The organism is Singulisphaera acidiphila DSM 18658 (assembly GCF_000242455.2).
In the GTDB taxonomy this organism is placed as follows: domain Bacteria; phylum Planctomycetota; class Planctomycetia; order Isosphaerales; family Isosphaeraceae; genus Singulisphaera; species Singulisphaera acidiphila.
In genome coordinates this window covers 2,040,210-2,066,697 of the sequence record NC_019892.1, presented here as the reverse complement: position 1 = coordinate 2,066,697, position 26,488 = coordinate 2,040,210, and the positions used below count along the sequence as shown (strand labels likewise).

The window sequence follows — 26,488 nt, the reverse complement described above, 5'->3', positions numbered from 1 at the left end:
ATAGGAATGTGATCGACCCTAAAAACCTGCTCACTCAGAGTCGCCATCCACGTCGAGTCTGCCGTTCGTACGCTCGAGCGACCGTCCGCCGGATCTCCCAGACAGACCACGGCGGCGAGCAATAAGGATTCCAATATCTCAGTAAAATGTTGACAAATGTTTCTTCAGGAATGTCGTAGCCTGGCCCGCAATAGTAAGCGACCTTCCATAGGTTTGAGCTTCCGTCGTCATGTTGGACGGACGCGTTGATTTTTTCGAGGTATTGCAACACCTCGCCGAAGATGTCTCGCCGCTTTCCCGTGGATTTTCGGCGGTAAGAGTGTTGATATCGGGAGGATTGCGATCCGGCAACCCCTTTCGCCTGGCAGTCACCTGCGACCGAAGGTCGCCAGAGCAGATCGACCTGTGGTCCGTCGAGATCAACGATCGGGGCCGAGTCCGCGACATCCTGGAGATGCCGGGCGAACCCAGATAAATCCTGCCCGGTCTCCCAAATCCTACTGACAAGATCGGCGACGTCTGACCCGGGGGGCACGTCGCCGACCACGAGATCCGCCATCCGGATGATCCGGACGCGTGGCACTGGATCGAGTTGACCCAGGAGCCTGATCACGCTGGCCATATAATGCTCGCCTGCGGTGTCGGCATCGGGCAGGATCACGACGTCCCGTCCGGCCAGAGGCGACCAGTCAGACCGGCCGGCGGCATGCGCACCGTGGGCCGACGTCGTCGACTGATAGCCGAGATCGGCTACTGTGTCGGCACACTTTTCGCCTTCGACAATATAGATGTGTCGAGATGTAGCGAGAATTGGCAGATTGTAGAGAGGCAACAGCCCTACCGGATCGCAATCGTGCCAACCATAGTTGGCCCGGTGGAGTGGTCTGTACGACTTGGCACCGGCGCGATTACCGAGCCGAAGGACCACGTAGATCGGCGTCCCGGCGGCATCCCTGTAGACATAGCCGCGAGTCACCGCCCACGAGTCGTCTCGGGTCTGCCGGCGGATACGTCGCAGGATCGAGCGGGTAGCCGACTGGAGTGAGGGATACCACTGTGATTTTGTGGATTTCGGGGGAGCAACCCCTTGTTCGTGGGTGCCCGGGAGGGTATACTGAGATGACACAGGAGATCCTTGGTTTTGCCGGCCAAGATCGATTCAAAGACGCCTACCGTGACTGCCAGGTCACGGTAGGCGTCGACCATTTCCGGGGTCACACACCCAACTTGTCGAGTTCCCGCTCGGCTCGAGCAAGAGCCTTCTCACGTTGCGTCGACGTCCGCACTTGCAGAGGAAAGGTTGGCTGACTATTAGCCTGTGTGGTCGGCTGGTCCGCAGTTGTCAGCCGCTGAAAAAACTCGTAGACCCACAGTAGGGACGTGCAACGGATCCCTCCTGTCTGTACGCTTTCCAACTTTTGGTTGAGACGGCCTGTAAGCGTCCAACGGTGCATGACAGATACGTGCCGAGATCGACCTCCTCGTCCGCGAGGGAGAAGCTTGACGATCTCGGCGAACGGACGCAACCGAGTGACGTCGGCTGCTGTGGTGGCTGGCGACAGCCCGAAAGCCCGGATAACCTCGCCAACTTCGCGACGATCCTCAAGGGTATCGAACATAGAGAGTTCCTTTAGGTGAGTAGAGTTGTTCGCACCTAAAAGGATGTTAGGCAATGGTTTGCGACAAGTAAATTAACAGAGGTTAACGTTAACCTGCCTGTTAACTTTTAGTTGCACTCGGGCCGAGACAGCCTATGATTGATACCCTGTCCGCGATTAGGAATTGGCAAGTTTCTCCTCAAGGCGAACCGTCTGACAGCGCCTCTTACTGCTTGGGCAGGCCCCTGAGAACTTCCGAACTTCTTCCATCCATGCTGACTGAATTGCGATACTATCTCTTTCGATGGAGTTCCTTTGACATATTCATCATAAATAAATTCGTCTCTGTCCTCGTTTCTGCTTCTCTTATCTGTAATAGATGCCTGGTTTTGCGTCTCTGCGTCATGAGATTGAGGCTGCGCGGATGGGAGGCCAGGCATGTCTTCGGCCAACTCGAATCGAGCAATCACCGCTCTCAGGCCATCAATCTCGTCTTGAGACAACACAATCCGGGATTCTTCGACGCATGGAAGTTCTGGGCGATCCGGCGGCCCTTCAATCGGATTGCCTTCGTCGTCGAGAATCCATCTGTCGTAGTAATCCTTCAACGCCAAGAAGAATTCCCGCCGCTCCTGCCTCCACCGATCCAGGATCTTGCCAAGTATCTCCTCCATGAGTCGAACACACCGATCGTTCTCGTTTGGACTCGTAAACTTGAAATCATCCACGCTTACAAATTTCGTCTTCTCTTGGCTTCTGAGTGACTTCGACTTGTCACGATAATCCTGAACGAGCCTGCTGAGTCGATAAACCGCACCACCCAACAGGAACGCGGCATCGTGATCCGTATAAGCTCCCTCGCGAGCCATCGCTACTTCCATGACGCATCGGCCGGCACGGATGATATTTTGCTTGGTGGATTCGCGGTCGGCGTGAGACATGATCTTTCTCCTTTGCTTGTTCGGGCCGGACCGAGCGGGCGACGGGCAAAGGGATCCGTCGTTCCGCCCGGTCCGCTTGGTCTGCTGGGTGGCCACCCGACAAACCGTCCCGAGTGAAATGATTCTACCGGTTTACTTTCCAGTCAGTGAACGAAATGTCATCCGATTTGCCCCATAACACCGAGTGCCTTCTCACGATCGACTTCAGCGTAGACTTCCGTGACGGCCGGACTGGAATGCCCCAGGATCACGCGTGCGACGTCTAGGCCAAACTCACGGCGCAATCTCGTCGCGGCGTTGTGTCGGAGCCTGTTCGGTCCCCACATGGGAACATTAGCCTTGTCGCATCCACGATTGACGGCGGTATAGTAGGCCCGTACTTCGTAGTGGTCGCCGAACTGCTTTGGCTGGCCCGTCTTGCTCCGGTTCCGTTGCGACGGCTGCACGGGCGTCTTCCGGGTTCGCCGCATCTCGGCCAGGCGATCGGCTTCGGCTTCCTTGGGACTGAACAGGTAGGCCCCCAGATCCGTCTTGAGCCAGAGCCGCAGGACGTCCTGGGCGCGGGGACCGATAAAAATCAGTCGGTCCCGGTCGTGATGCTCCGTCTTGTGCCGATGCGGGATGAACTCCCAGACCTTGCCCGTGGTGTCCAGATCCATCGTCCGCATGATCGTCACTTCCCCCGGCCGCATGCCGGTCAGGCGTTGCAGCTCGATCATGGCCCACACTTGCCTTGAGACGTGCGGCTTGACGGCATCCACGAACGCATCGGGGACCGGCTTGACGGGCTTGCTCTCGCGAACGTCCGTCCGTCCCTTGCGAAGTCCCGCGACGGCCTTGAGCCCGTGGTGTACGCTCGGGGGAACCAACTCGTTTTCGACGGCCCACTTGAAGAACCGGATGATGTGGCGGGTTCGGCGGTTGACCTCGTTCCGGCAGAGTTTCGCGTCGATGAAGGCTTGCCGCACGGTCTTGAGAGCCAGAGGCCCGAAATCCTTCGCCTGGGTGTGGCCGTAGGCTTTTCGCAGAACCGCAAGCGAGAGCCGGAATAAGGCGGCCTCAGAGGTCGGCTCGCCATCCTTCACGTAATAGGCGTCGGCCCACTTGAGGAATCCGACCATCAATTCGCTAACGGTGGCATCATTGGCGACGGGGAGTTTCCGTCCGGCGGCCAGCCATTCGGCGATGAGCCGGTCATACTCGTTCCGACTTGCCTCGGTTCCGTGCTTGCCGAGATAGAAATCGCGGTCATCGATCGTGACGACAGCTTGGCCGGTCGGCTTGTGCAGGCGGTAGCTCGGGGTACGGAACGACATCGAAGCGGCCTCCCAATCCGGTAGTCTACCGGATTTTGTTGGGGTTTTGGCCGCTCCGTCCACGGTGTGGAGGGTACGCAAGTCGAGCGTTCGGCAGGAGTTACGGAATGGGCGATGAGGGACTCGAACCCCCGACATCCTGCGTGTAAAGCAGGCGCTCTAACCAACTGAGCTAATCGCCCGACTTTGATATGAGGACTGGCTCGGTCGCCAGAACGACGGCCGAGCACAGATCCTAATCGACAGGCCGGAAAGTCTCAAGCCAGGTCAGGTCCGGGACAAAAATGAGGCCTACCGCCCTCGACCCGAAAAGAGCGGAAAGCCTGGGACGGCTTGAACCTGCGTTCAATGGACCTCGATTAGGGCATCGCCGGTTCCGGTGTTCCCCGCAGCGTCGGTGGTGCGCACGACGAGGATGTGGGTGCCTGGCTTGAGGTCGGGGAATGCGACGGTGATCGTTTCTTGGGAGGAGTCGAAAAGGCCGTCGTCAGGGAAGACGGGGACCCAATCACCGCCGTCGAGGGCGTAGGCGGCTTTCACGAGCCGGGTCAGGTGGTCCTTGAGGGTGATCGTGGCACTGAGCGGCTGGGTAGTGGCGATGGTGATCGTGGGGCTGTCGTGATCGACGATGAAGGGGTCACTCACGCGCTCACGGATCAAAGCGTCGTTCGGGCTGTTGGATGGGCGGTCGCTGGCGGTGATCCGAATGCGATAGAGGCCGGCGGGGACAGCGGTGGTGTCCCAGTCGTAGCTTGAGGAGGTTTGCCGCTCGTCGCCCAGGCGGACCCAGTCGGGCCAGCCGTCTTTGCGGATGTGGAGGGTGTACTCGAGGTCATCGCCGTTGGGGTCGGTCACGCTCCACTTCAAGTTCAAACGGCCTTGCTTGGTGGTGCCGTCGGCGACGGTCACGTCGGGAACCTCGATTTTCGTGATCTCAGGGGGGAGGTTCGCGGTCTGGTAGCGGAGGAAGACGGAGCGGAGCTCGGGGGTGACGGAATCGTCACGCGTCGAGAGCGTGGCGCGGTACTGGGCGAAGCGGCCGGGCGGGGACTGGGCTTGTGAGCCTTCGGGATCGGTCTGCTCGGGCGACCAGGCTGACCAGGTGGAGTCGGGCTCGCCGACGTTGCCGGTGCGGACTTGCAGGGCAATCGACGTCCCTTTGGGCTGATCGGCCCGCCAGGTCAAGGCGCCGAAGCGGCTGATGAGCTTGGTGTCGAGGACATCCGAGACGAGGGAACCGCTGGCGACGTAGCCGGTGTTGAGCCGGACGACGGCTCCAGGATCACCCGCGCCGATGAGCAGGCCACCATCCGGCTCGGAGAGCATCGAGAGAATCTGGCCGTGGTCGAGCCGGGCAATCGGCGTGGTCTCATCCTGGTCGCGAACCTCGTAGAGCTGGCCCTCCGGGCCGGTTCCCACCAGCAGACGGCCCGCTTGCCAGGCCAACGCGTAGACCAAGGCCCGAGCCCGGAAAACTTCGCGGGGGACGCTGTCGGAGCCGATTCGATAAACCGCGTTGTCGCCTGCTGAGGAACGTGGAGAGGCGGAGCCTCCTCCCGTCGAGGAGGGGGCCGACTTGGTGGTCGCAGGTGAAGGCGAAGGCGAGGGCTTGGGCGGTTCCGGGGCAGCCGACGTGCCAATTGCGCTGGGGGGGCGGGGGGCGTCCGCCGTGCCGCCGGTGGAGAAGAGCGAGCTGCCTCGCCCGGAGCCTCCTCCGCCTCCCGACTCGGCGGCGGTTCCGGCGTAGAGCGCACCGTCAGGGGCGATCAGGAGCGAGCGGATTTCGGATTGGGGAGCGTCGTAGACGACCGAGGTCTTGCCCTCGGCCGATACGCGATAGATCAGGCCCTCGCCATCGCTACCGGCGTAGATCGACCCGTCGGGACTGACCGCAACGCAGAGCAGGTGGGGGTGCTTGCTGTCGAGGATCAGCGTGCGCTTGCCGTCGGGCGCGAGCTTCCAGAGTTGGCCGGTCGGACCGGTGGCCGCGTAGAGGTTGCCCTTCGCGTCGTGGGCGAGGTCCCAGATGTATTTGACGTCGGGATCGAGCCGAGGGGTCGTCACCGGATTGGCAGGGTCGGTCAGGTCGACGATCTGGCCGGTCGGACCGGTCCCGACGAAAACGTGGCCGTCGGGCAAGACGTCCACCGCAAGGGCCTGAGAATCGGTGGAGTCGTAGGCGAGGGTCCAGGCTGCGCTTTCCTTGGCCTCACGACGGAAGACCTTGCCCTCGTCGCCGGTCGCGGCATAGATCGTGCCGTCCGCCTTACGGGCCAGATCCCAGACGCGTGCGCCTTCGATTTTGTCGATGGCGGTGAGCGACTGGCCAAGCCGAACCCGGCCGTTTTCGGAGACAACGACCTTTTCGCGATGCCCCTTCACGAAGGCCGAGGACGTTTCCTGCCGCCAGGTCTCGAGCTTGCCGAGGGCGAGGGGTGATCCGCCGATGGCTGCCAGGAGCAGGAGGCAAGCGGCAACGACGGCCGCCCGCTCGAACTTCGCGTTCAAGATCATCGGAATTCCTTTTGGGGCATTCAGACCCAGGGAGCGACCCCAGCACGGGCTGAGGTCAGGCCATCCCGAGGCGTTGCGGCTTCGACGAAAAAGGAGAAGAGGTCCCGGTGATGGAGCGATCGGTTGGGATCGTTGCTCTTAAATACGACCGATTGTTGGATGCCTGGGGTACAGCCTATCGGAAGAAGCAGGAATGCGGGCGGGTCGCCCCGCCCGCAGCCCCAGGCGAAGACGGACGCTATTTGAGCGAGATACCCTTATCCTTGACCACGGTGAACTTGAGGGCCTGCGTGCCTTCGACAACGTACGATGTGTTGGCCGCCTGGATCAAGTCGGTTCGGACCGGCGGATCCTGACTCTGCCGGCTCGTGTTGAAAACGGCGCGGGCGCTTCCTGGAAGATTGGGGAGAGCTTGCCCTGCGACGGAGAGGCCGCGATCCTGAAGCGGGACGTGCAGATAGAGGGCGGTCCGCTGGGGCTCGATCTGGAAATGGATCGCCCGGAGGATGGCGTTGAGGTCGCGCGGTTCCATCAAGGACGGCTCGTTACGGAGCCGGCGGCGCAGGCTGTTGCTCATGTCGCAGATCGTCGCCTCATAGCTCCCCTCCTCGATGTCGGCGGGCAAGGGCAGCTCGATCGCCACGGTCTCCCGTTCGCCTTTGAACGGTTTGATCGTCACGGTCCCTTTGAGGGTCTGTCCCGGCTCCAGCCGGTCCGAGTTGAGCCGAATGGACTCGATCGTCGCGACCTTTCGGCCCGGGGTGATGTCAACGTCGCAATCGATCGACTCCAGCCGGATCGGGGCCATCGGGTTCCGCACCAGGATGTTGACGATTGAGGCGATCGGGCTGAACAGGTTGGCGGCGCCCATCTGGCCGGTGAACCGCGGGCCGCTCAGAGTATCGCTGAGCTCGATCGGGTCGTGTCCTTTGAGCTTGATGGTCGCCTTGATCTTCGCCGTCAGTTCCTCAGGGAGATTCCCCTCGGTGTCAATGGCGTTGGTCAAGACCGTCATCACCAAGGTCGCCAGGAGGTTCGGCTCGCGAACGATCTGGACGTGATAGACCTGGGGCTCCGAGTATCGCCCCGACTTGACCCGAACGCTCAGCGGGATCATGTCGGGGACGCCACCGAGGTGACCAGCGACGCCGGTGCTCACGTCCGTATCGAGCACGCCGACGACCTTCAGGGGAGACCCCATCTTCATGCTCACGCTCGCCCTCGGATAGACCGTGTGGATGTACCCGGTCATCATTGGGAACTCGCAGGCACCGAGGCTGAACATCGGGTGGCCGAAGCCGTAGACGCGGTTCCCCTCCACGTGGGTGACGGTGCCGATCCCGGAGAGGTCGAAGTCGCCGGTCACCATCGCGATGCTCAGCGGAGAACCTGGGACAAGCGGTTTGTCCCCCTCTTCGCGGATCACGCGTTCGGGAGCGGCTCCACCGGCCATCGGGGCCATCCCCAAGGGGCGGAATCGATCCCCCAGGAACGCCAAGGCGCGCGGGCTGAACCCGGTCGCGGCGATTGGTGTCGCGATCGGCCTCATCCCGCCAAGGGCTCCTCCCGAGACCGGCGTCGGTGAGGCGTCGAAGGTTGCGTCAGTGGCGAGGCCATCGATCAGGGCCGAGGGGGCCGCCTGCGCGGCGTGAAGCTCGCCGTCTTTCGCCTCGGCAGCGATCCGGCGGTCGTTCGATCGGACGTATTGGACCATCTGCTCGAACGGGGTGACCCCCGCGATCGGGTCCTTGCCGAACTCCCAGGCAAACGCGACGGCGCCGAGGAGCTTGCCGTTGATATAAATAGGGCTACCGCTCATCCCTTGGATGATTCCGGCATGCTCGAGGTTCAAGCCGGTCAATCGGCAGAGGATCATGTCGCGGCCAGGGCTCACCCCGCGCATCACGCCCAGGACCTCGGCGCCGAACTCTTCGAGTTTGGTGCCGACCATGACCGTCTGCCCCGTCCCCTTCATGCCGGGGCGGATGTCTTCGACGTTCCAGTAGATTTTGCGGTCGGGTTCGCCGGCCGGGCAAACCAGGGAACTACCCATGATCGCCAGCAGAGCAAGCAAGCCATGCCCCGTCGACCACCGCGCTGAAAACAAAGATCGCATCGAGCGGATCTCCCAGAGGGGATGGAGCTTTCGGTGCGATGGTCCAAGCCAGGAAGCACGCGACGGCGAGAGGTGAACCCAAGAGCGGAGAGTTCGGGGTCGTCTGTCGAGGATAAGGCGTCCGAACGGAACTCGACGATCGATCCTCTAGCGGCGTTTCTGAGTCTTCGTCACGACACCGTGGCAAAGGCGATTCCATCCTGGATCATCGTATTGAATCGTATCCCTCGTGGCACCTTGCGTCAACCAGGACTTCACTCAACCTTCACCAAGGTTTCCCAGAACATCAGGATCCTCCCAGTCGTCCCAGGACCACTTCTCAGCCTTCCGGAAACCGGCTCGTTCGGGCCCGGGATCAAGGCGTGGGCAAATCGTCCAGGTGGGCTCCCGAACCATTCAGGCTCCCGTCGCGGGGAGCGTCTTTTTGTTGTTCTTCACGGAGGATCTCGAGTCGCTCCCTGGCGAGTTGCTGGAGATGTCTTCGCGCATAGAGGCGTGTGGCCAACCAGTCGAGCATCGCGAGCAGCAGCAAGCCGAGGATGAGTGCGAAGGCGGAGAGCCAGATCACGAAGAAGGCATAATTTTTCCGTCCCCTGACAATAGGCTCCATCGGCGACCCGACGAAAATCTCAAAGGCCAGGACCAGCAAAATCAAGGCGACCAGGGCTCTCCGAAAATCCTGCCGCTTGAAGTGCCTGGCATCATGCTCGGAGAGTTCCGTGTCTCGTTCGCGGCGTTCGTACCAGAGCCAGATCAAGAGGACGATGGCAACCGCCACGATCCCGATCGAAAGGGCCAGGCTAACGGCCGCGGTCCGTTGAGCGAGCGGCATGCGTGAGGTCTCGCGACGTGGTTTGCGATCGATCGCACCAGACTACCGCGAGATTGAAGCCAGCGGCTACCCCCTCTATCACCGCCTTGCAGCCTGAGTGATAATGTCCGGCCGCGTCGGGAGGATTGTTTTCGGGAAGACGAGTCGGATGCCAACCAATGTCCGAAGGAAACGGGACAGGCCGGGTTGATGAGATTGGGCCCGAGCGCGGAGCTGGTCGAATCTATTTCCCGGAACTCGATGGGCTCCGCTTCTTCGCGTTCATGCTCGTGTACTTGTTTCATGGCGGCATCGAATCGGCGATGCTCTCCCCGTTCGTGGGACGCGCTGTGGCCGCAGCGCTACGGGAGAAGGGGTGGGTTGGCGTCGAGCTCTTCTTCATCCTCAGCGGATACTTGATCACGACGCTCCTCCTCCGAGAGGAGGACGAGTTTGGCCGCATCGACTTGCAAGCGTTCTGGATCCGCCGAATTCTCCGGATCTGGCCCCTCTACTACCTGACGGTCGCCATCGGTTTCCTGCTGATCCCCTGGGTGGAAGGGACGATCGGGACGCCTGGGTATCGTGAGTTGCTGGCCAATCACCTGGCGCCCTTCCTCGGGTTCCTGGGAAACTGGTCGATGTCGCTGATCGGGCCAGTCCCTTACGACGCCTTGAGCGTCTTGTGGAGTGTTTGCGTCGAGGAGCAATTCTACCTCTTCGTTCCCCTGCTGGTGGCGTGGGTTGGCCGCCGCTATCGGCTCGGGCTCGTCGTGGTCCTGATCCTGGCCACGGTGCTAGCGCGATACTTCTTCTCCCAGGCTTACCCGGTCGAGATCAAGATCCGGTTCAATACGTTCATGCATCTCGACACGCTGCTGAGTGGCGTCTTGCTGGCCCTCGTCTTCGGCCCAACTCCCGGGTCGGAACGGGGAGCGAGGTGGGCCCGCTGGCTTCAGTGGCCGCTCTTGCTGGGAACGATCTGGCTCTTCGCCGGGCCTCAGCTCGGGGTTGAGACGACCGAGCGGAGGACCTGGGATTTCGTCTGGATCTGGGTCTGGGGAGTCGCGCTCGTCGCCATCGTCGTCAGTTCGCGTGGATGGCTCCGCGCATCCCTCGCCTACTCGCGTTTCGTCTGGTTGGGGAAGATCAGCTACGGCCTCTACATGTATCACGAGGTCGCGATCTGGGGGCGACGCTCCCTTGAGCATCGGCTCCCCTGGTTCCCAAACAAGGACGCGCTTTTGACCATCGCCACATTCGCGGCAACGGTCGGGCTCGCCGCGCTTTCCTACTACGCTTTCGAGCGACGTTTCCTGGCTCTGAAACGCTTCTGGACTCGCGTTCCTTCTCGGCCGGTCTAATCGTCAAACAAACAAGCAAATCAAAATTCTTGTTTTTTTCAAAAGCAAGCGGAAGAGCCAATGCCGACCTCAATAGAGGTCGGCATTAGTCAGTTGCATCTCGACGTGGTCGGCGCGGCGGGCGATCTCCAGCAGAGCGGCGCGGACATCGGCGGCGCAAACGAGGTCGCGAGCGAAGGCACGAGTCATCACGAACATCGGCTGACCATTCACGTTGCGGATGGAAAGGCTGCCGTAAGTCAGCTTGTCGTTGAGCTTGAGAGCGAACTCGTAGTGCTTCGGATCGCCCGGTCCACAGACCGAGAAGACCGAGAGGATGCGCTGGCCCTGATCGCCCTGGCTGACCTCGAGGTAGACTTCCTGGAGCCGGTCGTTGGGCAGCTCGAACAGGATCCGATAATTGTCACGCCCGCCTTGAATGAAGCAGTGGAGCCCTTCCACGCTCTCGCGAACAAGCGCTTCCGTTTCGCGGAGGTTGTAGACCGCAATTTGCAGATCATCGGCCAGGTCTTCGGCCGACTGGTAGCGATCATCGGGGTGCTTGGCGAGACAACGTTTCAGGATTTCAAGAACGTGATCGGAAACCGTCGGGATGATCGATCGGACGTCGGGAACCCGGCCGAAACGATGGAGCGAGATCAACTCGCCCATCTGGTCCGAGACAAAAGGAAGCCGGGCGGAGATCAGATAATAGTACATGACCCCCACCGCGTAGATGTCGGAGCGGTGGCTGGCGGGAATGCCCGCGAACAACTCAGGCGCCATGTAGGTGGGAGTGCCTGCCACGGGAACGCCCGCGCGTTCCAATTCGCTGATCCGCCGCACCAGGCCGAAATCGGCGAGCTTGGCGTCACCTGCGGCCGTCAGCAGGACGTTGGACGGCTTGACGTCGCGGTGGACCATCCCCGACTGATGAGCGGCACCAAGGGCCAGGACCACCTGACGGACCAGGGTCGACGCGCGCACCGAGTCGAACGGGCCCTCGCGGATCAGCGACTCACTCAGGCTGAGGCCGCCGGCCACATATTCCATCTCGATGAAGTGATAGCCCCGGTCGCTCCCCAGGTTATGGATCGTCACCACATGCGGGTGAAGCAGATTGGCGACCGCTCGGGCTTCCGCCCAGAACCGCTCGCGAATCTGCGGTTGCTTGGCGACGAGCCCTGGATTCATCACCTTGATCGCGCAGGAGCGAGCCAGGCCAAGGTGCTCGGCCCGGTAGACGCGCCCCATCGACCCGTGCCCAACCACCGACTCCAGCTTGTACTGGCCGAGGGTCTGGTCGATCAGGTCGTCCACGGCGGGGAACCCGTCGTCAAACTCATCAGGGAGTGAGGAGCCGGAGTCATTGGCCTGAAGGAGCACGTTCCCCTGGTACGCAACGGTCTCACCAAGCAAGTCCGGCTTCAGATTGGGGGCCCCAAACCGGTCGTCGAGGATCGTCATGTCTCCGCGCACGGAACAGCGATGAACGAGCGTTCCTTCACTGATCGGTTCGTCGCAACTTGGGCAGCGGCCCGTGCCGGTCTTCATAGCGCTCTCGTTTCCGACGCATCCCGAGGGTGAGGATCGGCCTGTTACCTCTCGGCTTCGCGTTCCAATACCTTCAGAGTGTTCGATCCACGTCGAATAAGTCAAGCGTCCGGACGTCTTTGCTCACAGGGAAAGCTGGCCATTTCATTCCTGAATTTCGCTGAATTGCCCCAGGAATCCGGTCATGCCTCAACCACCCTGCTTCCGAATTTTTGTAGCTTTGCTTCCACTGACCCTGGCGTTCCCACAAAGCGACCTCCAGGCCGCCGTTGATCGTTCTCTCGATCCCGATCTTCCAGTCGAAGCAAAGCCCACTGAAGCGACGCAAAAGAAGGCTGTGCCCAAAGCCAAGTCCGCATCCCGACGCATCCGGCAACGAGATCCGGACGAGCCTCCCGCCTGCCCAAGTCCGCGCCGCGCGTCACTCCCTCTTGCACGTTCAATGCCCGAGATGTTCCAACGGATGGGAGAAAGCTTCGCCCGAAACCCCGCGACCGGATTCAACGATTTTCTCGGAGAACTGGCCCGCATGGAAGAGCCTGCCCTGCGCGGGGTGTCAGTGAGCACAGCCGAGGAACGGAGGGCAGGCCTCCGAGCGCGAGACGAATATCTTGCCAAGGCGAAGCAACGAGGATTCCAGGTCGTTGATGAGGGGATCCGGCTCGAGTACCTCCGCTCGCTCGTAGAACGACTGGCCGCTCGGATGAAACACCGCGACCGCTATCCCAAGATCGAACTTTCCCTGATCAATGCTCCGATCTCCGACGGCCAGTCCTTCCCCGGCGGCTTTCTCGTCTTTACCACGGCACTGCTCGACGAACCCGACGAAGCGACGGTGGCCGGGGTGGTCGCTCATGAGCTTGCCCACCTCGACCTTGGCCACCTCTATGGCTACGTGCGTCGCAGCAAGCTCGCGGAGACGACCTACTCTCGTCCTCCCGCGATGGAGGTCTCATTCGATCGATTCTTCACGCAGCAAGCGGCATTGTTCGGGCTGCTGGTCAATCCGTTCCGGCCCGAGCATGAGACCCAGGCGGACTGCGCCGCGGTCACCTGGCTCTACCAGGAGGGGTATGACCCTCGCGGGTTGGTCGGCTTCTTCGAGCGTCTGCACGAACGGAAGAACGACCAGCCGGACAATCCGTTCTTTTCCTTCGGCCGGACTCACCCGTTCTCGCTCGATCGCCGCGATCATGTGCGGGCTCGGCTAGCCCAACTTCAGCGTTGGCGACCGCGGAACGACCTCCGGCTCGCCGCCGATGAACTGCGCCACTTTCGAATCCCGGAGAAAAAAGAGGAAGCCGCCCCGAAGTGATCGAGGCGGCCCCTTTGGCTTTTCCGCATTTTTCTTTCAAACCAAAGGCGTCAGACGTTGTAGGTCGACGACGCGGTCGTCCCACCACGGCCGGTCCAGTTGGTGTGGAAGAACTGGCCGCGCGGCTTGTCGATGCGCTCGTAGGTGTGCGCACCGAAGAAGTCGCGCTGAGCCTGGAGCAGGTTCGCGGGAAGATTCTCGGTGCGATAGCCGTCGAAGTAGGAGAGGGCCGAGGTCATGGCCGGGATCGGCACCCCGTGGGTGATGGCCGCGGCGCAGACGCGGCGCCAGCCCGCCTGGGCTTTTTCGAGCTCGCCCGTGAAATAAGGATCGAGCATCAGGTTCGTGAGCTTCGGATCACGGTCGAACGCTTCCTTGATCTTGCCGAGGAAGGCGCTTCGGATAATGCAGCCGCCTCGCCACATCAGGGCAACGCCACCGTTGTTGATCTCCCAGCCTTCCTCCTTGGCCATCGCGTTCATCAGGGCGTAGCCCTGCGCGTACGAGATGATCTTGCTGCCGTAGAGGGCCATCTCGATGTCGTCGATCAGGGCCTTGGCATCGCCGGTGAACTTGGCCGAGGGGCCTTTCAGCACCTTCGAGGCAGCCTTGCGCTCATCCTTCTGGGCCGACAGGCAGCGCCCGAAGACGGCCTCGGCGATCAGGGTCAGCGGGACCCCCAGGTCGAGGGCCGAGGTGACGGTCCACTTGCCCGTCCCCTTCTGGCCGGCGGTGTCGAGGATCAGGTCGACCATCGGCTTGCCGCTGTCCGGGTCGTTGTAGGCGAGGATGTCGCGGGTGATCTCGATCAGGTAGCTGTCGAGCGGCCCCTTGTTCCAGCGTGCGAAGACGTCGTGCATGGCGGGTGCGTCCATGCCGAGGAGGGTCCGCTGCATCTGGTAGGCTTCGCAGATCAACTGCATGTCGCCGTATTCGATGCCGTTATGGACCATCTTGACGTAGTGGCCCGCCCCTTCGGGCCCGACCCAGTCGCAACAAGGGGTGCCGTCGTCGACCTTGGCGGCGATCGCCTGGAAGATCGGCTTGAGGTGCGGCCAGGCGTCGGGATTGCCGCCAGGCATGATCGAAGGGCCTTTGAGCGCACCTTCTTCGCCGCCCGAAACGCCGGTGCCGATGAACTGCAAGCCCTTGGCCTTCAGGTCACGGGTGCGCCGGGTGGAGTCGGGGTAATGGGTGTTGCCACCGTCGATCAGGATGTCGCCGGGGTCGAGCAGGGGCACGAGCTCATCGATCACCTGGTCCACGGGCGCCCCCGCCTTGACCATGATCATGATCTTGCGCGGGCTCTTGAGCGACTTGACCAGATCCTCGACCGAATGACAGCCGACAAGCTTCTTGCCCTTGCCTCGGCCGTTGACGAAGTCGTCCACCTTGGCGGTCGTGCGGTTGAAGACGGCGACGGTGAAGCCGTGACTCTCCATATTCAGGACGAGGTTTTCGCCCATCACGGCAAGGCCAATCAGGCCGATGTCGGCGGTAGGTGTCGTCATTGGGGAACTCGGACCTTCTCAATAATTGAAAACAATAAACTTGTTTAGATCGACCGATTTGTCAACAGGTGCCCGGCCGGAATGGATTCGGCGCGGCGGGCCGTTAAGGGGGGGGACCCAACGGCTCGTGGCTCTCAAGCCTTCCGATAGGTCTGCGGCACGTACTCGCTCAACTGCTTGGGGGCCAGCTTCTTCTCGATCCGGGCGAACCGGGCCAGGCCATCGACCATGGGGACGCTCACCCAGTCGTCGCCGATCAGCGGACGAGCATAGGCCAGGAAGTCGTCGGTGACGTCGATCCGGTTCGAGGCGATCCAGTGCTTGGGGAAGTAGCGCTCGGAGTTAGCGACCTTCTCCAGCGGAGCCTTGTCGAACCGGACGTTGTAGGATGCCTGAGTGTGGTCGCGGAGGATGGTCGCCATCCAGCCGTTCCCCTCTTTCCGGGCGATCTCGACGGCGTGGCAGCCGACTCCGTAAGCCTCGTCAAGGTCGACCACACTGGCGTACGCGATCGCATTGCGCTGATCGGTGCCGGGGACCTGGCCGCGCGCTTTGCCGGGAACCGGCAGTTTCAAGGTGTTCAGATAGTTGACCACAGTCTGTGCAACGGTCGTCTGGCTCGAGCTGTACTGGACGTGGCCGAAGTTATCGCGGGCCACGCCGTACTCACCGACGTCGAAGCCTTCGCTGACAACCACGATGCAGCGGCCGTCGGACTTGAGCTGATTGACGACGTTCTCACCGAGCTGCTCAAGCGAGACCCCGGACTCGGTCAGGTAGATCTGGAGCGGCATCTTGCGATGCGGGTCGGCCAGGCGGGCGGCAGCCGGGATGTAACCGATCTTACGGCCCATCGCCTGGATCACGATCACCGGGTCGGCCGGACAAGACCCGGCATTCTCCTCGTTCACCTGCCGGACATACTGGGCGTAGTAGCGGGCGACCGAGCCGTAGCCGGGGGAGTGGTCGAGCAAGGTGAACTCGGCGTCGCCCAGGTCGTTATCGATCGTCTTGGGGACGCCGGTGGCGACCAGTTCGAGCCCACGGTCGCGCGCCAGTTCGCTCACCTTGTGCGCGGTGTCTTGGGAGTCGTTGCCCCCGATGTAGAAAAAGTATCCCACGTTGTGAGCCTTGAGCACGTCGACAACGCGGGAAAAATCTTCGTCCTGCCCCTTCTTGAGCTTGTACCGGCAGGTGCCGATCCCCCCGGCCGCCGGGGAGGTCCGCAGGAGGGCGATCTCCTCGTCCGAGGTGGCGGACAAGTCAATCAACTCCTCCTTGAGGACCCCTTCGATGCCGAAATTTCCGGCATAGACGGTGCCGAAGGTCTTCGGGTCGCGGCGGCAAGTCTCGACGATCCCGCGCAACGAGTTGTTGATGACGCAGGTCGGTCCCCCGGATTGGGCAACGACGACGTTACGAGCAGCCATGAGACGATTTCCTTCGACGGGACGGAGGGTTTGAGGGAGTGACGATGGTTGACGAAATCAGAGCCACTGTGAGTCGAGTCAGGCCTTTTTCCAAGGGGGCAACTCGGGCAGCAACTTTTCGAAACGAGCGATCTGCTCGTTCATGTAGGCACCGGCGTAGGTGCCCGCATAGAAGCGGGGCAGGGCCTCCTCGTAGAACCGCTGCCAGGACTCGTCTTCCTGACCGGGGTCGATCGGATAGAAGAGTACGTGATTGGCTTCGGCCGCTTTGCGGTCGCCGGGGGCATCGCCGATCATGAGGATCTTGGTCTTCTCATACTTATCGGCCGCGGCAATTCCGAGGTGTTCCTTCTTGCTCCCCATCTCTTGCCCGGCGATCAGTGCGACGTGGGACTTGAGTCCGTGCTCTTCCCATTCACGGTTCAGCGCCTCGCCAGGCGTGGCCGAGACCACCATCACATCGGCCTTGCCGCTCATGGCCTCGATCGACTTCCGGACGAAGGGGAACGGAGGAACGTCGCGGACGATCTCGCCGACCTTCCGGTTGACAGCTTCGCTCCACTCGTAGGCGAGGGCGAGGTCCGGGTCGTTGGTCTTGGCGACCTCAGCCTTCAGAGTCGGGTTGGCCAGCTTGGTCTCGCGTTCGATCCAGCTTCTCACGCCCGTCAGCTTCGGCACCTTGAAGCCTCGACGAGCCACTTCGGGACGCTCGGTCAAGAGGTCGAGCGCCATGGTCAGGGCGGGGAAGCGGTTGATCCCCCGCCAAAGCGAGTAGAGGTTAACGAACTCCGCAGCTTCACGCGCGTACTTCGAGACGGCGGCCAAGCCGAAGTACTCGATGATGTTGGGGATGAAGCATTCCTTGTGCTTCACCTCCATCGTGTCGAAGGCGCAGCCGTCGCTGTCGATGCCGATGAAGAATTCCTGAGTCTTTCGAAAATCTCGAAGGGGCGACTGCGGGTCGGCTGACGCCGTCATTGCGATGTTCCTTTGGGGTCGAACGGGACGCACCGGTCCCTCGAAAGCATTGAACCTGGCTCGGCGCATCGATCGAAATCGTAGTCGTCGCCAGCAACGATGTCCAGTCGCCGCTCCGCTCTAAAGAGAGGACCGCGATACAACAGTTTGACTTTTCGAATCCGGTAGGCCCCCTCACGACGCAGAGGGCCGGGTTGATTCTGAGGATTTTGCCAACCGAATCAAGAGTAAGGCCGCGCCGGAACTGCCTTTCGTTCCCACGAACAGATTCTTTGAGGTTCCGTGATTCCTGTGGTATCGTCGGATGGCTGGCGAAGCTGTGGGCTTCGCCTCACGATTTTCAGTGGAAATGGACGCCGGAAAGAGACCGGGTGGAATCGCCATGGCGACCTTCGAGAAGCCGAAGCCGTCGGATAAGATTCCTCTCGACCTGTTGCCGGTCATCCGGTCAGCGGGCGTGCTAACCGACCGCCAATTCCAGGACGTCAAAGCCAAAGTCCTCAGCGGTGAGTATCCCAACGATTCCCAGGAACTCGCGGCACGGCTCGTCAGGGACAATGTCCTCACCGAGTATCAGACGAAGCGATTCCTAAATAACAAAACGCACGGGATGGTCGTAGGTCGTTACGCCATCCTCGACCGACTCGGCTCAGGTTCGATGGGACGCGTCTATAAGGCCCACCATCTGATGATGGACCGGGTCGTGGCGCTCAAGATCATTGCACCTGAGATCGCGACGAACGAACGGGTCGTGGCCCGTTTCTATCGCGAGATGAAGTTGGTGGGGCGACTCGACCACCCGAATGTCGTCCGCGCCTACGACGCCGACCAGCTCAACAAGATTCTCTACATCGTGATGGAGTATGTCCGAGGGCGGAGCCTGGCGCAGGTGTTTCGCCAGTCGCCGATTGCTCCTCCCGACATGGTGAACTACGCGGCCCAGGCTGCGCTTGGCCTGGCCCACGCGCACGAACAGGGGATTGTTCACCGCGACGTCAAGCCGTCGAACCTGCTCCTGACCGATGACTTCAAGATCAAGGTCCTCGACCTGGGACTCGGCGTCTTGATGGAGGCTGACGACGCCTCGTCGTTCGCGACGGCCGACGGGATCGCGGTCGGCACGGTCGACTACATGTCACCGGAACAGGCCTGTGGCCGCGACGTCGACGGGCGGAGCGATCTCTTCAGCCTCGGCTGCTCGATGTACCACATGATGACCGGCCGCTTGCCCTATCCCGGCGAGAATCCGATCGAGCGCCTGGGCAAGCGGATCAGCGGCCGACCGGTTCCGCTTTCCGAAGTGCAGCCCAATCTCCCCGCGGGCCTCTTGAAAATCGTCGATAAGCTGCTGGCGCACCGACCGAGCGATCGGTTCCAGACCGCAACCGAGGCGTCCGAAGCGCTCCTGGCCCTGATTCGCCCCAAGACCAAGCGCGTCGCGCCTCCGCCGGAGCGAGAACCAGCACCGGCACAGTCTCCCGCCGTGGCGGCACCGCCCCCCGTGGCCGCTCCCCCCGCCGTCATCACGGTTCGACCCAAGTATCCGAACTGGTTCCAGCCACTCGCCAGCTTCGTCGAGCGTAAGCCAAGGGGAGCCCTGTTCGCGGCCATCGGGGCCTTGGCGATCGCCTTCACCTGCGGTTTTGGACTGGCCCTCCTCGTCCGCTGAACCAAAAGGTTCAGAGGCCATCACCGGCCCACCGCAACACGATCAGGGCGAACAAGACCTGGTGCGCCGTCAGGACGGCCCACGGGAAGTCCTGCTCCGGCCTGGGCCTCGAGAGGTTGTACGCCAAGACCGAGAGCAGCGCCACGATCAGGAGCGGGATCGCGACGGCGCTGAGGACCAAGACCGTCAGACTCATCGTCGTCAGCCCCAGGGGAACACCGCTGCCTCCTTGATCCCGCGTCAGGTCGATCAGAAAGGCAGGGAGGGCCGCCAGGAGCGGGACGACGATCACAGCGTGGAGAAAGATCTGGCAGGCCAGGACATTGTCGCCAGGAACCCTCCGCCAGGTGACCGCGATCCCGACTACCGAAAAGCTTGCCCCGAACGCAAACCAGAGGGACAGGTCTCGCTCCCCCATGAACAGGAGAAGGAGCATCCCAACCAGCTCGACCACCAGAAAGGTGGTCAGATAGAGAATCGTCGTAGACCGTCCGGCCAAGGAACGCGGCGCGTCGTGGTCGGCATTGTCGATGACCAAAGCGAGAACAGTGAGCACCTGTCCGACACTGGTGAGGCCGATGACTCCCTTGGCGTCGGCCTTGGTGGTGAACGCCGCCATCCCCAAGGCGACGAACGCGATCCCCCAGAGCCCCGCCGCCACGGTCAGCCCAGAGCGCTCCACCATCGTAGTCGGTCCTTGATCAGGCAGGTCGTCGGCCCCGGACAATCCAGACCGGCCGTTGTGGCACGAACGTCGTCAGCCCCGCCAGATCCTGCCCGGGACTGACCTGTAACTGCGATACCGTCGGCGACCAACCTTCGCTTTGGAGCCGCTCCAACGTCCGCGCCAGGTTCTCAAGGCCGACGAAGTTCGCCACGAAGATCCCTTCCGGGACGAGCCGATCGAAGACAAGGTCGAGGATAGGGTCGAGCTGACTTCCCGAACCCCCGAGGAAGACAGCGGCGGGAGCCGGTTCGTCGCCAATGGCTTCGGGAGCGGTGCCGTGGATGATCCGCAAGTTCCAGGCGTTGAACCGTGCTCGGTTCATCCGGAGATATTCGAGCTGGGTGGGCGATCGTTCGACGGCAAGCACGTCATGCGCGGGGAACTGATTGGCCAGACCGACCGAGACCCCCCCGAGCCCTGCGCCCAGGTCCCAGATCGGGCCAGGACGAAGGTCGTCGAAGCGATTCAGGACGACGGAACGAACATCCTGGTGGGTCAAGAGCACGGGACCGCTCGCAGGCCGAGCGAACAGGTTGTCGGCCGGAACGACGGGCCGGGGAGTGGAGCATTGATGCGGCCCCTTACCCTCGTCGCGATCATGACGGATCAGGACCATGAAGTTCAGGTCGCCGAACCGACGGTTCGGGAGGTCCTGCAATGGCAACATCGTGACGCATTCGGCCGGGCTCCCGAGATCTTCGCAGACCCAGGCCTGGTAGTCGTCGAGGCCGCGTTCCAGGAAGAACTCGGCAACCGCAGCGGGGCTCGAACCATCCTGGGTGAAGAGGCCGATCTTCGGTGCCCCGAGGAGCGGGATCAAGACTGATGCGGTCGGCCGGCCGTGAATGCTCGCGATCGCCGCGTCGTGCCAGGACCGGGCCGTCCGGGCGAACGCGAGTTGGAGGCTGGAAAGGGCCGGTTCGATCTCGAGCGGCTCGGAGCCGAGTTCTCTCCGAAGCGTGGCGCCGATGCCAAAGCAGAGCGGATCGCCCGAGGCGAGGACCACGCAACGTTCGTCCGGGCCTCGGTCCCGGAGGCGGGCGAACAATGCGTTGAGGTTATTCGTGATCGCAAACGTCTCGATCGCGCGAGACACGACCAGGGCCAGGTGCCGCTTCCCGCCCGCAATGAAGGTCGCCGCGCGGAGTGCCTCCTGGGCCCGTGGGGAAAAGCTCTCCGCGCCGTTTGCACCAAGGCCGAGCACGTGGATGGGGCGTTTCATGACAGTTCCGCCCTGGCGTCGACCGAGGCCCGCCCGAGGATACCACCATCGAAGTCGAACATAACAGCCTCGATGGTCAGCACTCCCTTGACGTGAGCCTGGCACATGGCGGCCGTTCGAGCGGCAATCTGCTCGTAGAGCTTGGTGAAGCCCGCCGCGTCGATCAGATCCTCCACGTGTCGGCCGGTGTTGGCGGAACCGATCTGGGCCACCAACGCCTCGTCGGCCCCGGCGTCTCGGGCGAGATCGGCCAGGAACGCGACGTCGACCCCGCCGCCCGCCACGTGGGTCTGCATTTGCCCCGTGGCCAGCTTGGCCAGCTTGCCGATCATTCCGCAGACAGTCACCTTGGGCACCCCGCGCTCGACGGCCCGGCGCAGGCCGTCTCCCGTAAAAATCCCCATCTGGACGAAGGCCATCTCGGGAAGCGCCGGGTAGATCGCTTCCGCGAACCGCTCGGACCGCCCTCCGGTCGTGAGCACGATGTGCTTCAGGCTGTTTGCAGCAGCCACGTCGATCGACTGGAGGACCGACGCTCGCCAACTGGCCGTGCTCATCGGCCGGACCACCCCGGTCGTGCCGAGAATCGACAGGCCGCCGACGATCCCGATCCGGGAGTTGAGCGTCTTCTTGGCGAGTTCCTCACCCCCCGGAATCGAGACGGTCACTTCAACGCCGGGGTCCGGCTGCTCGGTCGCGAGGGCGATGGCCACCCCTTGGGCAATCATCAAGCGCGGGACCGGGTTGATGGCAGGGGAGCCTGGCGGCAGCTCAAGACCAGGCTGCGTGATCGTGCCGACCCCGGTGCCCCCTTGGATGTGGATCCCCGGTCGGTCGACCCGCCGCACCGCCACGATGATCTCAGCTCCGTGAGTGACGTCGGGGTCGTCTCCCCCATCTTTGATCACGCCGGCCGTCGCCGTCCCCTCGGCATACGAGAGCCGGTTGATCGGAATGACCAGGTCAAAGCCAAGCGGCGAGGGAACGGAGACAAACTCGGGGCGTTCATCCCGTTCGAGCAGGCGGCAAGCGGCCTGAGTGGCCGCAGCGGCCGAGGCCCCCGTCGTATATCCCTCACGAGTCCCTTGGGGATTCCGAGGGGCGACCACATAGCCGCGAACGATCTGGAAGGGAGGGCGTTCGGTCTTGATCATAGAATCGGCCTGCGACCCTCGAGTGAGCGATGACACGATCAGCCCCCCGTGAGCGTCCGAATTCGAGGCGCGGGCCCCGCCAGCTCGAGCAGGGCGTTGACCACGGCTGCAGTGACCGCCGTCCCCCCTTTACGTCCCAGGCTGGTGATGAAGGGCACTCCGCTGTCCTGAAATTCGTCGATGAGCCGTTGCTTCGACGCCTCGACTCCAACGAACCCGACCGGGATCCCGATTACACAGGCCGGCCGCCAGGGCGTTTCGCGGATCAACCTGAGCGTCTCCTCAAGCGCCGTCGGCGCATTCCCGATCGCGATCACGGCGTTGTTCCCGACTTCCGCAACGGCCAGGCGCAGACCCGCGGCTGATCGTGTAATCGCGTCATCCGCCGCGATTCGACGCGACTGCGAGTGGTTCAGGAGGCAGAAGGTGGACACTCCCAACGGCTCGGCCAGGTCGCGACGAACACCCGACTTGAGCATCTCCACATCCGTGACCACACTCGCGGGCAACCCTGGAGTGCCCTTGCCTTGACTTTCGCCCCGGAACGCCTCGATGGCAGCCTCGAGCGCCCCGGGGCTGAACTGCAAGGTGCCCGCGAACTCGAAATCGGCCGACGCGTGGATCACGCGTCTCAGGACAGCGCGTTCGGCCGGGTCACTCGGTTCGGGTCCGAGCTCGCGATCGATGATCGCCAGCGACTCGGCCATGATCAGGTCGCCCGGTCCGCGACTTGTCGCCGCCTCCTCGGGCGGGGAACCGTTTGCATCGTGAATCGGGGCTTTCGCGGCATAGATCCGCGGTGTGACCATCTTGCCGTTCGCGACAAACGTGCGTGAGCTGCCGACCACGACGGTCGTGAACATGTTCACGACGGCTTTTCCCAGGGCGAGGTCCATGAGCGTGACGATCTCAACCCGTTCGCCCGGCCGGTACGCGTTCTCGACCAGGCCGACGGGAGTCTCCGGGGACCGGTGGACGAGCAGCCGATCCGCCACGGCGGCGAGTTGTCGGGTTCGTTTCCGACTTGCCGGGTTGTAGAGGGCCAGCACGAAGTCCGCCTCTGCGGCGGCATCGACCCGACGGACGATTACGTCCCAGGGAGTGAGGAGGTCGCTCAAGCTGAGGCTCGCCCAATCGTGCGCGATCGGAGCACCCAGCAGCGCCGCGGCCGAGCAGGCGGCGGTCACCCCGGGGACGACCACGAGCTCGGCCGTCGTGCCGACCCGCGAAGCCAGTTCCCAGACCACGCCCCCCATCCCATAGATCCCCGCGTCCCCCGTCGAGATCAGCGCAACGGTCCGACCCTGTTCGGCCAGTTCGAGCGCCAGCCGAGCCCGCTCGACCTCCTCGCCGAGTTCGCGTCCTACAATCGTCTTACCCGCAAGCCGGTCCTCGATCAGGTCGAGATAGCCACGATAGCCGACAACCGCCTCGGAGGCCGCCAGCGCGGCCGAGGCATCGGGAGTGAGCAGCCCGGCAGAACCGGGCCCGAGTCCAACGACATACAGCGTGCCAGTGGTAGTGGCTTGATCTTCAAGGCTCATGGGTTCAGCGTACCAGGACGACGATCGGTTCAGAGCACGGGAGTCGGCTCTCCCGTTCTTCTTTTGCAACAGGGCCACGGTCGAAGCCCTTGCAAGAAGATCGTCACCTTTACGGCCAGCCACTGCAAGAGAGCTTGAACGTTGTCGTCGTCCGTGAGAGCGGGACCCTCATTTTTTGGCTCGACTGACAACGAGCCAGTGAATCCTTCCGCCAGCGGCGATTCGCGTTTCGGGCGCGAGAGCCGGACGGGGGAGTCGGTCGCGGATTCACTCACCTCCCTGGAGGTCGGTTGGACGTCGGGCCGTGGGAGCGCCTGCTCGCACCGATCTTTTTCGCATGGTCGCGCATTTGATTCGTGACGAGTTCCGGAGGATGGGGCGTTTCCGTGATGTTGCTCGGCATCCCCTCCTCAAGACCGTTGGAGCAGCCTCCCAGGGTCAGCAGAGCAAGCAGGGCGATGACAGACGTGACCGATGCGCGTCGCATGAGACAGCCTCGATGTTCGTTTTTTTGTTGATCGCTCGGGGGAGCAACGGGATCAAGACCCAGCCGCACCCCTAAAGATGTGCGGCGGGGAAGGGCAAGGGCGATCTGTGTCAGTAGGCGTCGGCGCTGATCACCTCACCGCCGTTGCGGCTGCCGAGGGCCCACCAAGCTTGAAGGTTGACCGTGTCCTTGATGAACCGGACCGAGCCGTCGGCCATGGCGACGTTAACGCCGCCAGAGTGGTTACTCGTCGCAGGGGCCGAGCTGAGCGGACCGATGCCCAGCCACGAGGGCTCCGTGCCGGAGGGCTGCTCACAAGGAACCGTATTGGGCCCGAGATAGTGATTGAAGCTCGAGAAGCAGAGGTGCATTGGATAGCCGACGAACGCGTATTCGCCAAGAATGTTGCCATTGGGATCGCTCGAGGTCGACGTGAGCGTCTTACATCCGTTGATGAAAGCCATGGCCGACGCTTGTCCCGAGTTCGCCGAGGCTCCCGGACCCGTCGAGGTGAAGATCCCTCGTTTGCCGTTGACCGAGTTCGGCGTGAGGCCCACCGTCTGCGACCCCGGCAACCCGATCAGCCGCTCGCTGAACAGCGACGTATTCGACGTCCCATCGGCGATGCCCGCGAGCTTGACCGGCCCCAACGCCGCGTTGTTGTTGACCTCCAGGTCGATGGTCGGGATGATCGTGCCGGAGTAAGGCGAGATTGCCCCCGGCCCCCCGTAATTGCCCACGTAGTTGGCAACGGAATAGCCAAGGTAGATTCTCTGGGTCTGGCTCTCCGAAGGGCAGACCCACGTCGCGAGCTGCGAGTAGGCCGACGTCGTGTTGTCCAAGTCCCAGGCGCCTCGGCTGAAATTGATCGAATTGAACATGGCTTGCTGCTCAATCTGCGGCAGAAGCGCGGAATACCAGTTGAAGCCCCAGTCGCTCGCCCCGCCCGGCCCCGGCATGTTCTGCGCCGGCAACGCCTCGTTAATCGAAAGATAATTATGTGCAGCCAACCCCAATTGCTTGAGGTTGTTGGTGCACTGGGCACGACGCGCCGCTTCACGGGCCGCCTGGACGGCTGGGAGCAACAAGGCAATGAGCACGGCGATGATGGCGATGACAACCAGCAGCTCAATCAGGGTGAAGCCTCGGCGGTGACTCATACGGGGACCTCCTCGAGGAAAACGGAGACATACAGATAATAATAACCCTACTTAGCAGCACGACCAGCGCGGAGCGGCAGCGGCGCGATTGCGCCGTCGAAGCTTCGGATCGAAGGACGCACTCGTTCGCTCCCAACAGTAAACGGTGCCAATCCTCGCTGGGCGCGAGGGGGAGTCAGGACTCCGAGAGATCGACCGCCTGCGGAAAAATCCACAATAATGGATAACCGCGAACGTGTCCGGCTCAACGCGGAAACGAGGCGATTCTGGCCGAGGCCTCCGGTAGGAAGCCCCAAAAAGAGGAGAGATATGGCTCGGGTCGCCTGCTTCGTTTGACCTAACGTTTAGAGAATGCGCGGAGCGTGACAGCTCTTTTTTTTCCCGGCCCAAGGGGAAGGGATCCTCAGCAGGCTAAGTCGCCGATTTCGGTCCGGAGCCGATGCAAGACGCGCGACTTGGCCTTGCGGACGGCGACCGGGGTAACGCCATACTGGGTTGCAACGTCTGTCGGGGTACGGTCTTCGACGACCGTCAGCCAGAACATCTGCCAGGTTCGCTCCTCGAACTCCCCCCGAACCAGTTCGAGAGCGCGGCGATACAATTCACGGGTCACTGCGGGCGGGTCAGCGTCGGGAAGATCAACCTGCGAGTCGGCGATCCCCTGGAGCCTGGAGAAGGCTTCGCTGCCGCCGCTGGCCCGAGGGACCCGGCCGTTACGGCGGTAGTGGAGGGCAAGGGCATTGCGGGTGATGACCCGAAGCCAACCGCGAAACGTGTCGCCGGGACGGTCTCGGCGAAAGTCGGCGAACCCCGCCAGCGCGGCTTGGCAGACCTCTTGGACCACGTCGTCGACGTCAACTTCCTGTAAGCCGACCCGGCCGCACCAGTGTCGGATCATCGGGGTGTAGAGGTCGATCAGCCGAGTCCAGGCCCCTTCCTCATTCACACGGACCCTCTCGAGCAGAGTGAGCGAGGTACCGTGGAGGTTGGGGCTTGTTTCCGGCATGGATAGCTCCCCCGTTGGGACGGGGTTCGTTCTCAGGCTGTCGGGTAAAATCGATTCACGCTCGACGACTTATTCTCTACAGGATGCGGCTT

General features: G+C 62.4%; 20 protein-coding genes and 1 tRNA gene. 3 read left to right on the top strand and 18 right to left on the bottom strand.

Annotated features, from left to right (window positions below):
- Positions 1-34 precede the first annotated feature (34 nt).
- The 7 genes from SINAC_RS08035 to SINAC_RS08000 all read right to left on the bottom strand — a co-directional run bounded on the left by SINAC_RS08035 (position 35) and on the right by SINAC_RS08000 (position 9,317).
- The gene (locus SINAC_RS08035) at positions 35-1,126 is read right to left on the bottom strand and encodes a hypothetical protein (RefSeq protein ID WP_015245186.1); all 1,092 of its coding nucleotides are present in this window, start codon (positions 1,124-1,126) and stop codon (positions 35-37) included.
- Between the two features lie 600 nt (positions 1,127-1,726).
- The gene (locus SINAC_RS08025) at positions 1,727-2,539 is read right to left on the bottom strand and encodes a hypothetical protein (protein WP_015245184.1); all 813 of its coding nucleotides are present in this window, start codon (positions 2,537-2,539) and stop codon (positions 1,727-1,729) included.
- A gap of 158 nt (positions 2,540-2,697) precedes the next feature.
- Positions 2,698-3,855 (bottom strand): tyrosine-type recombinase/integrase, encoded by a 1,158-nt coding sequence (locus SINAC_RS08020; protein ID WP_015245183.1) that lies wholly within the window; start codon positions 3,853-3,855, stop codon positions 2,698-2,700.
- A 108-nt stretch (positions 3,856-3,963) separates the two neighbouring features.
- Positions 3,964-4,037: transfer RNA gene (locus SINAC_RS08015), tRNA-Val, on the bottom strand.
- Positions 4,038-4,200: 163 nt separating this feature from the next.
- Positions 4,201-6,369: a hypothetical protein gene (locus SINAC_RS08010; RefSeq protein WP_015245182.1), complete on the bottom strand. Its 2,169-nt coding sequence runs from the start codon at positions 6,367-6,369 to the stop codon at positions 4,201-4,203.
- A gap of 238 nt (positions 6,370-6,607) precedes the next feature.
- The gene (locus tag SINAC_RS08005; protein ID WP_015245180.1) at positions 6,608-8,485 is read right to left on the bottom strand and encodes a SpoIVB peptidase S55 domain-containing protein; all 1,878 of its coding nucleotides are present in this window, start codon (positions 8,483-8,485) and stop codon (positions 6,608-6,610) included.
- 355 nt (positions 8,486-8,840) lie between these two features.
- Positions 8,841-9,317 carry a hypothetical protein gene (locus SINAC_RS08000; protein ID WP_015245179.1) on the bottom strand — a complete coding sequence of 159 codons (477 nt, stop codon included), beginning with the start codon at positions 9,315-9,317 and terminating at the stop codon, positions 8,841-8,843.
- Positions 9,318-9,475: 158 nt separating this feature from the next.
- On the opposite strand from SINAC_RS08000, the gene SINAC_RS07995 reads away from it, so the two are divergent.
- Positions 9,476-10,660 carry an acyltransferase family protein gene (locus tag SINAC_RS07995; protein ID WP_015245178.1) on the top strand — a complete coding sequence of 395 codons (1,185 nt, stop codon included), beginning with the start codon at positions 9,476-9,478 and terminating at the stop codon, positions 10,658-10,660.
- Between the two features lie 69 nt (positions 10,661-10,729).
- Here the strand turns inward: SINAC_RS07995 and SINAC_RS37910 are convergent, their stop codons facing one another.
- A complete protein-coding gene (locus SINAC_RS37910; RefSeq protein ID WP_015245177.1) occupies positions 10,730-12,193 on the bottom strand; it encodes a serine/threonine protein kinase in 1,464 nt (487 codons plus the stop codon).
- 529 nt (positions 12,194-12,722) lie between these two features.
- Here SINAC_RS37910 and SINAC_RS07985 point away from each other — a divergent pair.
- Complete coding sequence (locus tag SINAC_RS07985) at positions 12,723-13,508, top strand: M48 family metalloprotease (protein ID WP_237722444.1); 786 nt, start codon at positions 12,723-12,725, stop codon at positions 13,506-13,508.
- 50 nt (positions 13,509-13,558) lie between these two features.
- Here SINAC_RS07985 and gnd read toward each other — a convergent pair whose 3' ends face one another.
- The 3 genes from gnd to SINAC_RS07970 form a co-directional block, all read right to left on the bottom strand.
- Positions 13,559-15,019, bottom strand: a complete 1,461-nt coding sequence (gene gnd, locus SINAC_RS07980; RefSeq protein WP_015245175.1) for a decarboxylating NADP(+)-dependent phosphogluconate dehydrogenase — start codon at positions 15,017-15,019, stop codon at positions 13,559-13,561.
- A gap of 134 nt (positions 15,020-15,153) precedes the next feature.
- The gene (locus SINAC_RS07975; RefSeq protein ID WP_015245174.1) at positions 15,154-16,449 is read right to left on the bottom strand and encodes a diphosphate--fructose-6-phosphate 1-phosphotransferase; all 1,296 of its coding nucleotides are present in this window, start codon (positions 16,447-16,449) and stop codon (positions 15,154-15,156) included.
- A 78-nt stretch (positions 16,450-16,527) separates the two neighbouring features.
- Entirely contained in the window at positions 16,528-17,427 is a 900-nt protein-coding gene (locus tag SINAC_RS07970) for an HAD family hydrolase (RefSeq protein WP_015245173.1), read from the bottom strand.
- Between the two features lie 382 nt (positions 17,428-17,809).
- Between SINAC_RS07970 and SINAC_RS07965 the strand changes: the two genes are divergently transcribed.
- Positions 17,810-19,096, top strand: a complete 1,287-nt coding sequence (locus tag SINAC_RS07965; RefSeq protein WP_015245172.1) for a serine/threonine-protein kinase — start codon at positions 17,810-17,812, stop codon at positions 19,094-19,096.
- Positions 19,097-19,106: 10 nt separating this feature from the next.
- Here SINAC_RS07965 and SINAC_RS07960 read toward each other — a convergent pair whose 3' ends face one another.
- The 7 genes from SINAC_RS07960 to SINAC_RS07930 form a co-directional block, all read right to left on the bottom strand.
- Entirely contained in the window at positions 19,107-19,781 is a 675-nt protein-coding gene (locus SINAC_RS07960; protein ID WP_015245171.1) for a hypothetical protein, read from the bottom strand.
- A 16-nt stretch (positions 19,782-19,797) separates the two neighbouring features.
- On the bottom strand, positions 19,798-21,045 hold the full coding sequence (locus SINAC_RS07955) for a bifunctional cobalt-precorrin-7 (C(5))-methyltransferase/cobalt-precorrin-6B (C(15))-methyltransferase (RefSeq protein WP_015245170.1): 1,248 nt from the start codon (positions 21,043-21,045) through the stop codon (positions 19,798-19,800).
- The gene (locus SINAC_RS07950) at positions 21,042-22,199 is read right to left on the bottom strand and encodes a cobalt-precorrin-5B (C(1))-methyltransferase (protein ID WP_015245169.1); all 1,158 of its coding nucleotides are present in this window, start codon (positions 22,197-22,199) and stop codon (positions 21,042-21,044) included. The genes SINAC_RS07955 and SINAC_RS07950 overlap by 4 nt, the downstream gene beginning before the upstream one ends.
- A gap of 38 nt (positions 22,200-22,237) precedes the next feature.
- Positions 22,238-23,743 (bottom strand): precorrin-3B C(17)-methyltransferase, encoded by a 1,506-nt coding sequence (cobJ, locus tag SINAC_RS07945; protein WP_020465697.1) that lies wholly within the window; start codon positions 23,741-23,743, stop codon positions 22,238-22,240.
- A gap of 271 nt (positions 23,744-24,014) precedes the next feature.
- On the bottom strand, positions 24,015-24,230 hold the full coding sequence (locus tag SINAC_RS39705) for a hypothetical protein (protein ID WP_015245167.1): 216 nt from the start codon (positions 24,228-24,230) through the stop codon (positions 24,015-24,017).
- Positions 24,231-24,340: 110 nt separating this feature from the next.
- On the bottom strand, positions 24,341-25,390 hold the full coding sequence (locus SINAC_RS07935; protein ID WP_015245166.1) for a DUF1559 family PulG-like putative transporter: 1,050 nt from the start codon (positions 25,388-25,390) through the stop codon (positions 24,341-24,343).
- Positions 25,391-25,793: 403 nt separating this feature from the next.
- Positions 25,794-26,396, bottom strand: coding sequence for an RNA polymerase sigma factor (locus tag SINAC_RS07930; RefSeq protein ID WP_015245165.1), 603 nt, complete (start codon positions 26,394-26,396; stop codon positions 25,794-25,796).
- Positions 26,397-26,488: the final 92 nt, after the last annotated feature.

Coding starts and splice junctions, on each gene's coding strand:
- SINAC_RS08025 (WP_015245184.1), bottom strand. CDS start 2,539: ATGTCTCACGCCGACCGCGAATCCACCAAGCAAAATATCATCCGTGCC.
- SINAC_RS08020 (WP_015245183.1), bottom strand. CDS start 3,855: ATGTCGTTCCGTACCCCGAGCTACCGCCTGCACAAGCCGACCGGCCAA.
- SINAC_RS08010 (WP_015245182.1), bottom strand. CDS start 6,369: ATGATCTTGAACGCGAAGTTCGAGCGGGCGGCCGTCGTTGCCGCTTGC.
- SINAC_RS08005 (WP_015245180.1), bottom strand. CDS start 8,485: ATGCGATCTTTGTTTTCAGCGCGGTGGTCGACGGGGCATGGCTTGCTT.
- SINAC_RS08000 (WP_015245179.1), bottom strand. CDS start 9,317: ATGCCGCTCGCTCAACGGACCGCGGCCGTTAGCCTGGCCCTTTCGATC.
- SINAC_RS07995 (WP_015245178.1), top strand. CDS start 9,476: ATGTCCGAAGGAAACGGGACAGGCCGGGTTGATGAGATTGGGCCCGAG.
- SINAC_RS37910 (WP_015245177.1), bottom strand. CDS start 12,193: ATGAAGACCGGCACGGGCCGCTGCCCAAGTTGCGACGAACCGATCAGT.
- SINAC_RS07985 (WP_237722444.1), top strand. CDS start 12,723: ATGGAAGAGCCTGCCCTGCGCGGGGTGTCAGTGAGCACAGCCGAGGAA.
- gnd (WP_015245175.1), bottom strand. CDS start 15,019: ATGACGACACCTACCGCCGACATCGGCCTGATTGGCCTTGCCGTGATG.
- SINAC_RS07975 (WP_015245174.1), bottom strand. CDS start 16,449: ATGGCTGCTCGTAACGTCGTCGTTGCCCAATCCGGGGGACCGACCTGC.
- SINAC_RS07970 (WP_015245173.1), bottom strand. CDS start 17,427: ATGACGGCGTCAGCCGACCCGCAGTCGCCCCTTCGAGATTTTCGAAAG.
- SINAC_RS07965 (WP_015245172.1), top strand. CDS start 17,810: ATGGCGACCTTCGAGAAGCCGAAGCCGTCGGATAAGATTCCTCTCGAC.
- SINAC_RS07960 (WP_015245171.1), bottom strand. CDS start 19,781: ATGGTGGAGCGCTCTGGGCTGACCGTGGCGGCGGGGCTCTGGGGGATC.
- SINAC_RS07955 (WP_015245170.1), bottom strand. CDS start 21,045: ATGAAACGCCCCATCCACGTGCTCGGCCTTGGTGCAAACGGCGCGGAG.
- SINAC_RS07950 (WP_015245169.1), bottom strand. CDS start 22,199: ATGATCAAGACCGAACGCCCTCCCTTCCAGATCGTTCGCGGCTATGTG.
- cobJ (WP_020465697.1), bottom strand. CDS start 23,743: ATGAGCCTTGAAGATCAAGCCACTACCACTGGCACGCTGTATGTCGTT.
- SINAC_RS39705 (WP_015245167.1), bottom strand. CDS start 24,230: ATGCGACGCGCATCGGTCACGTCTGTCATCGCCCTGCTTGCTCTGCTG.
- SINAC_RS07935 (WP_015245166.1), bottom strand. CDS start 25,390: ATGAGTCACCGCCGAGGCTTCACCCTGATTGAGCTGCTGGTTGTCATC.
- SINAC_RS07930 (WP_015245165.1), bottom strand. CDS start 26,396: ATGCCGGAAACAAGCCCCAACCTCCACGGTACCTCGCTCACTCTGCTC.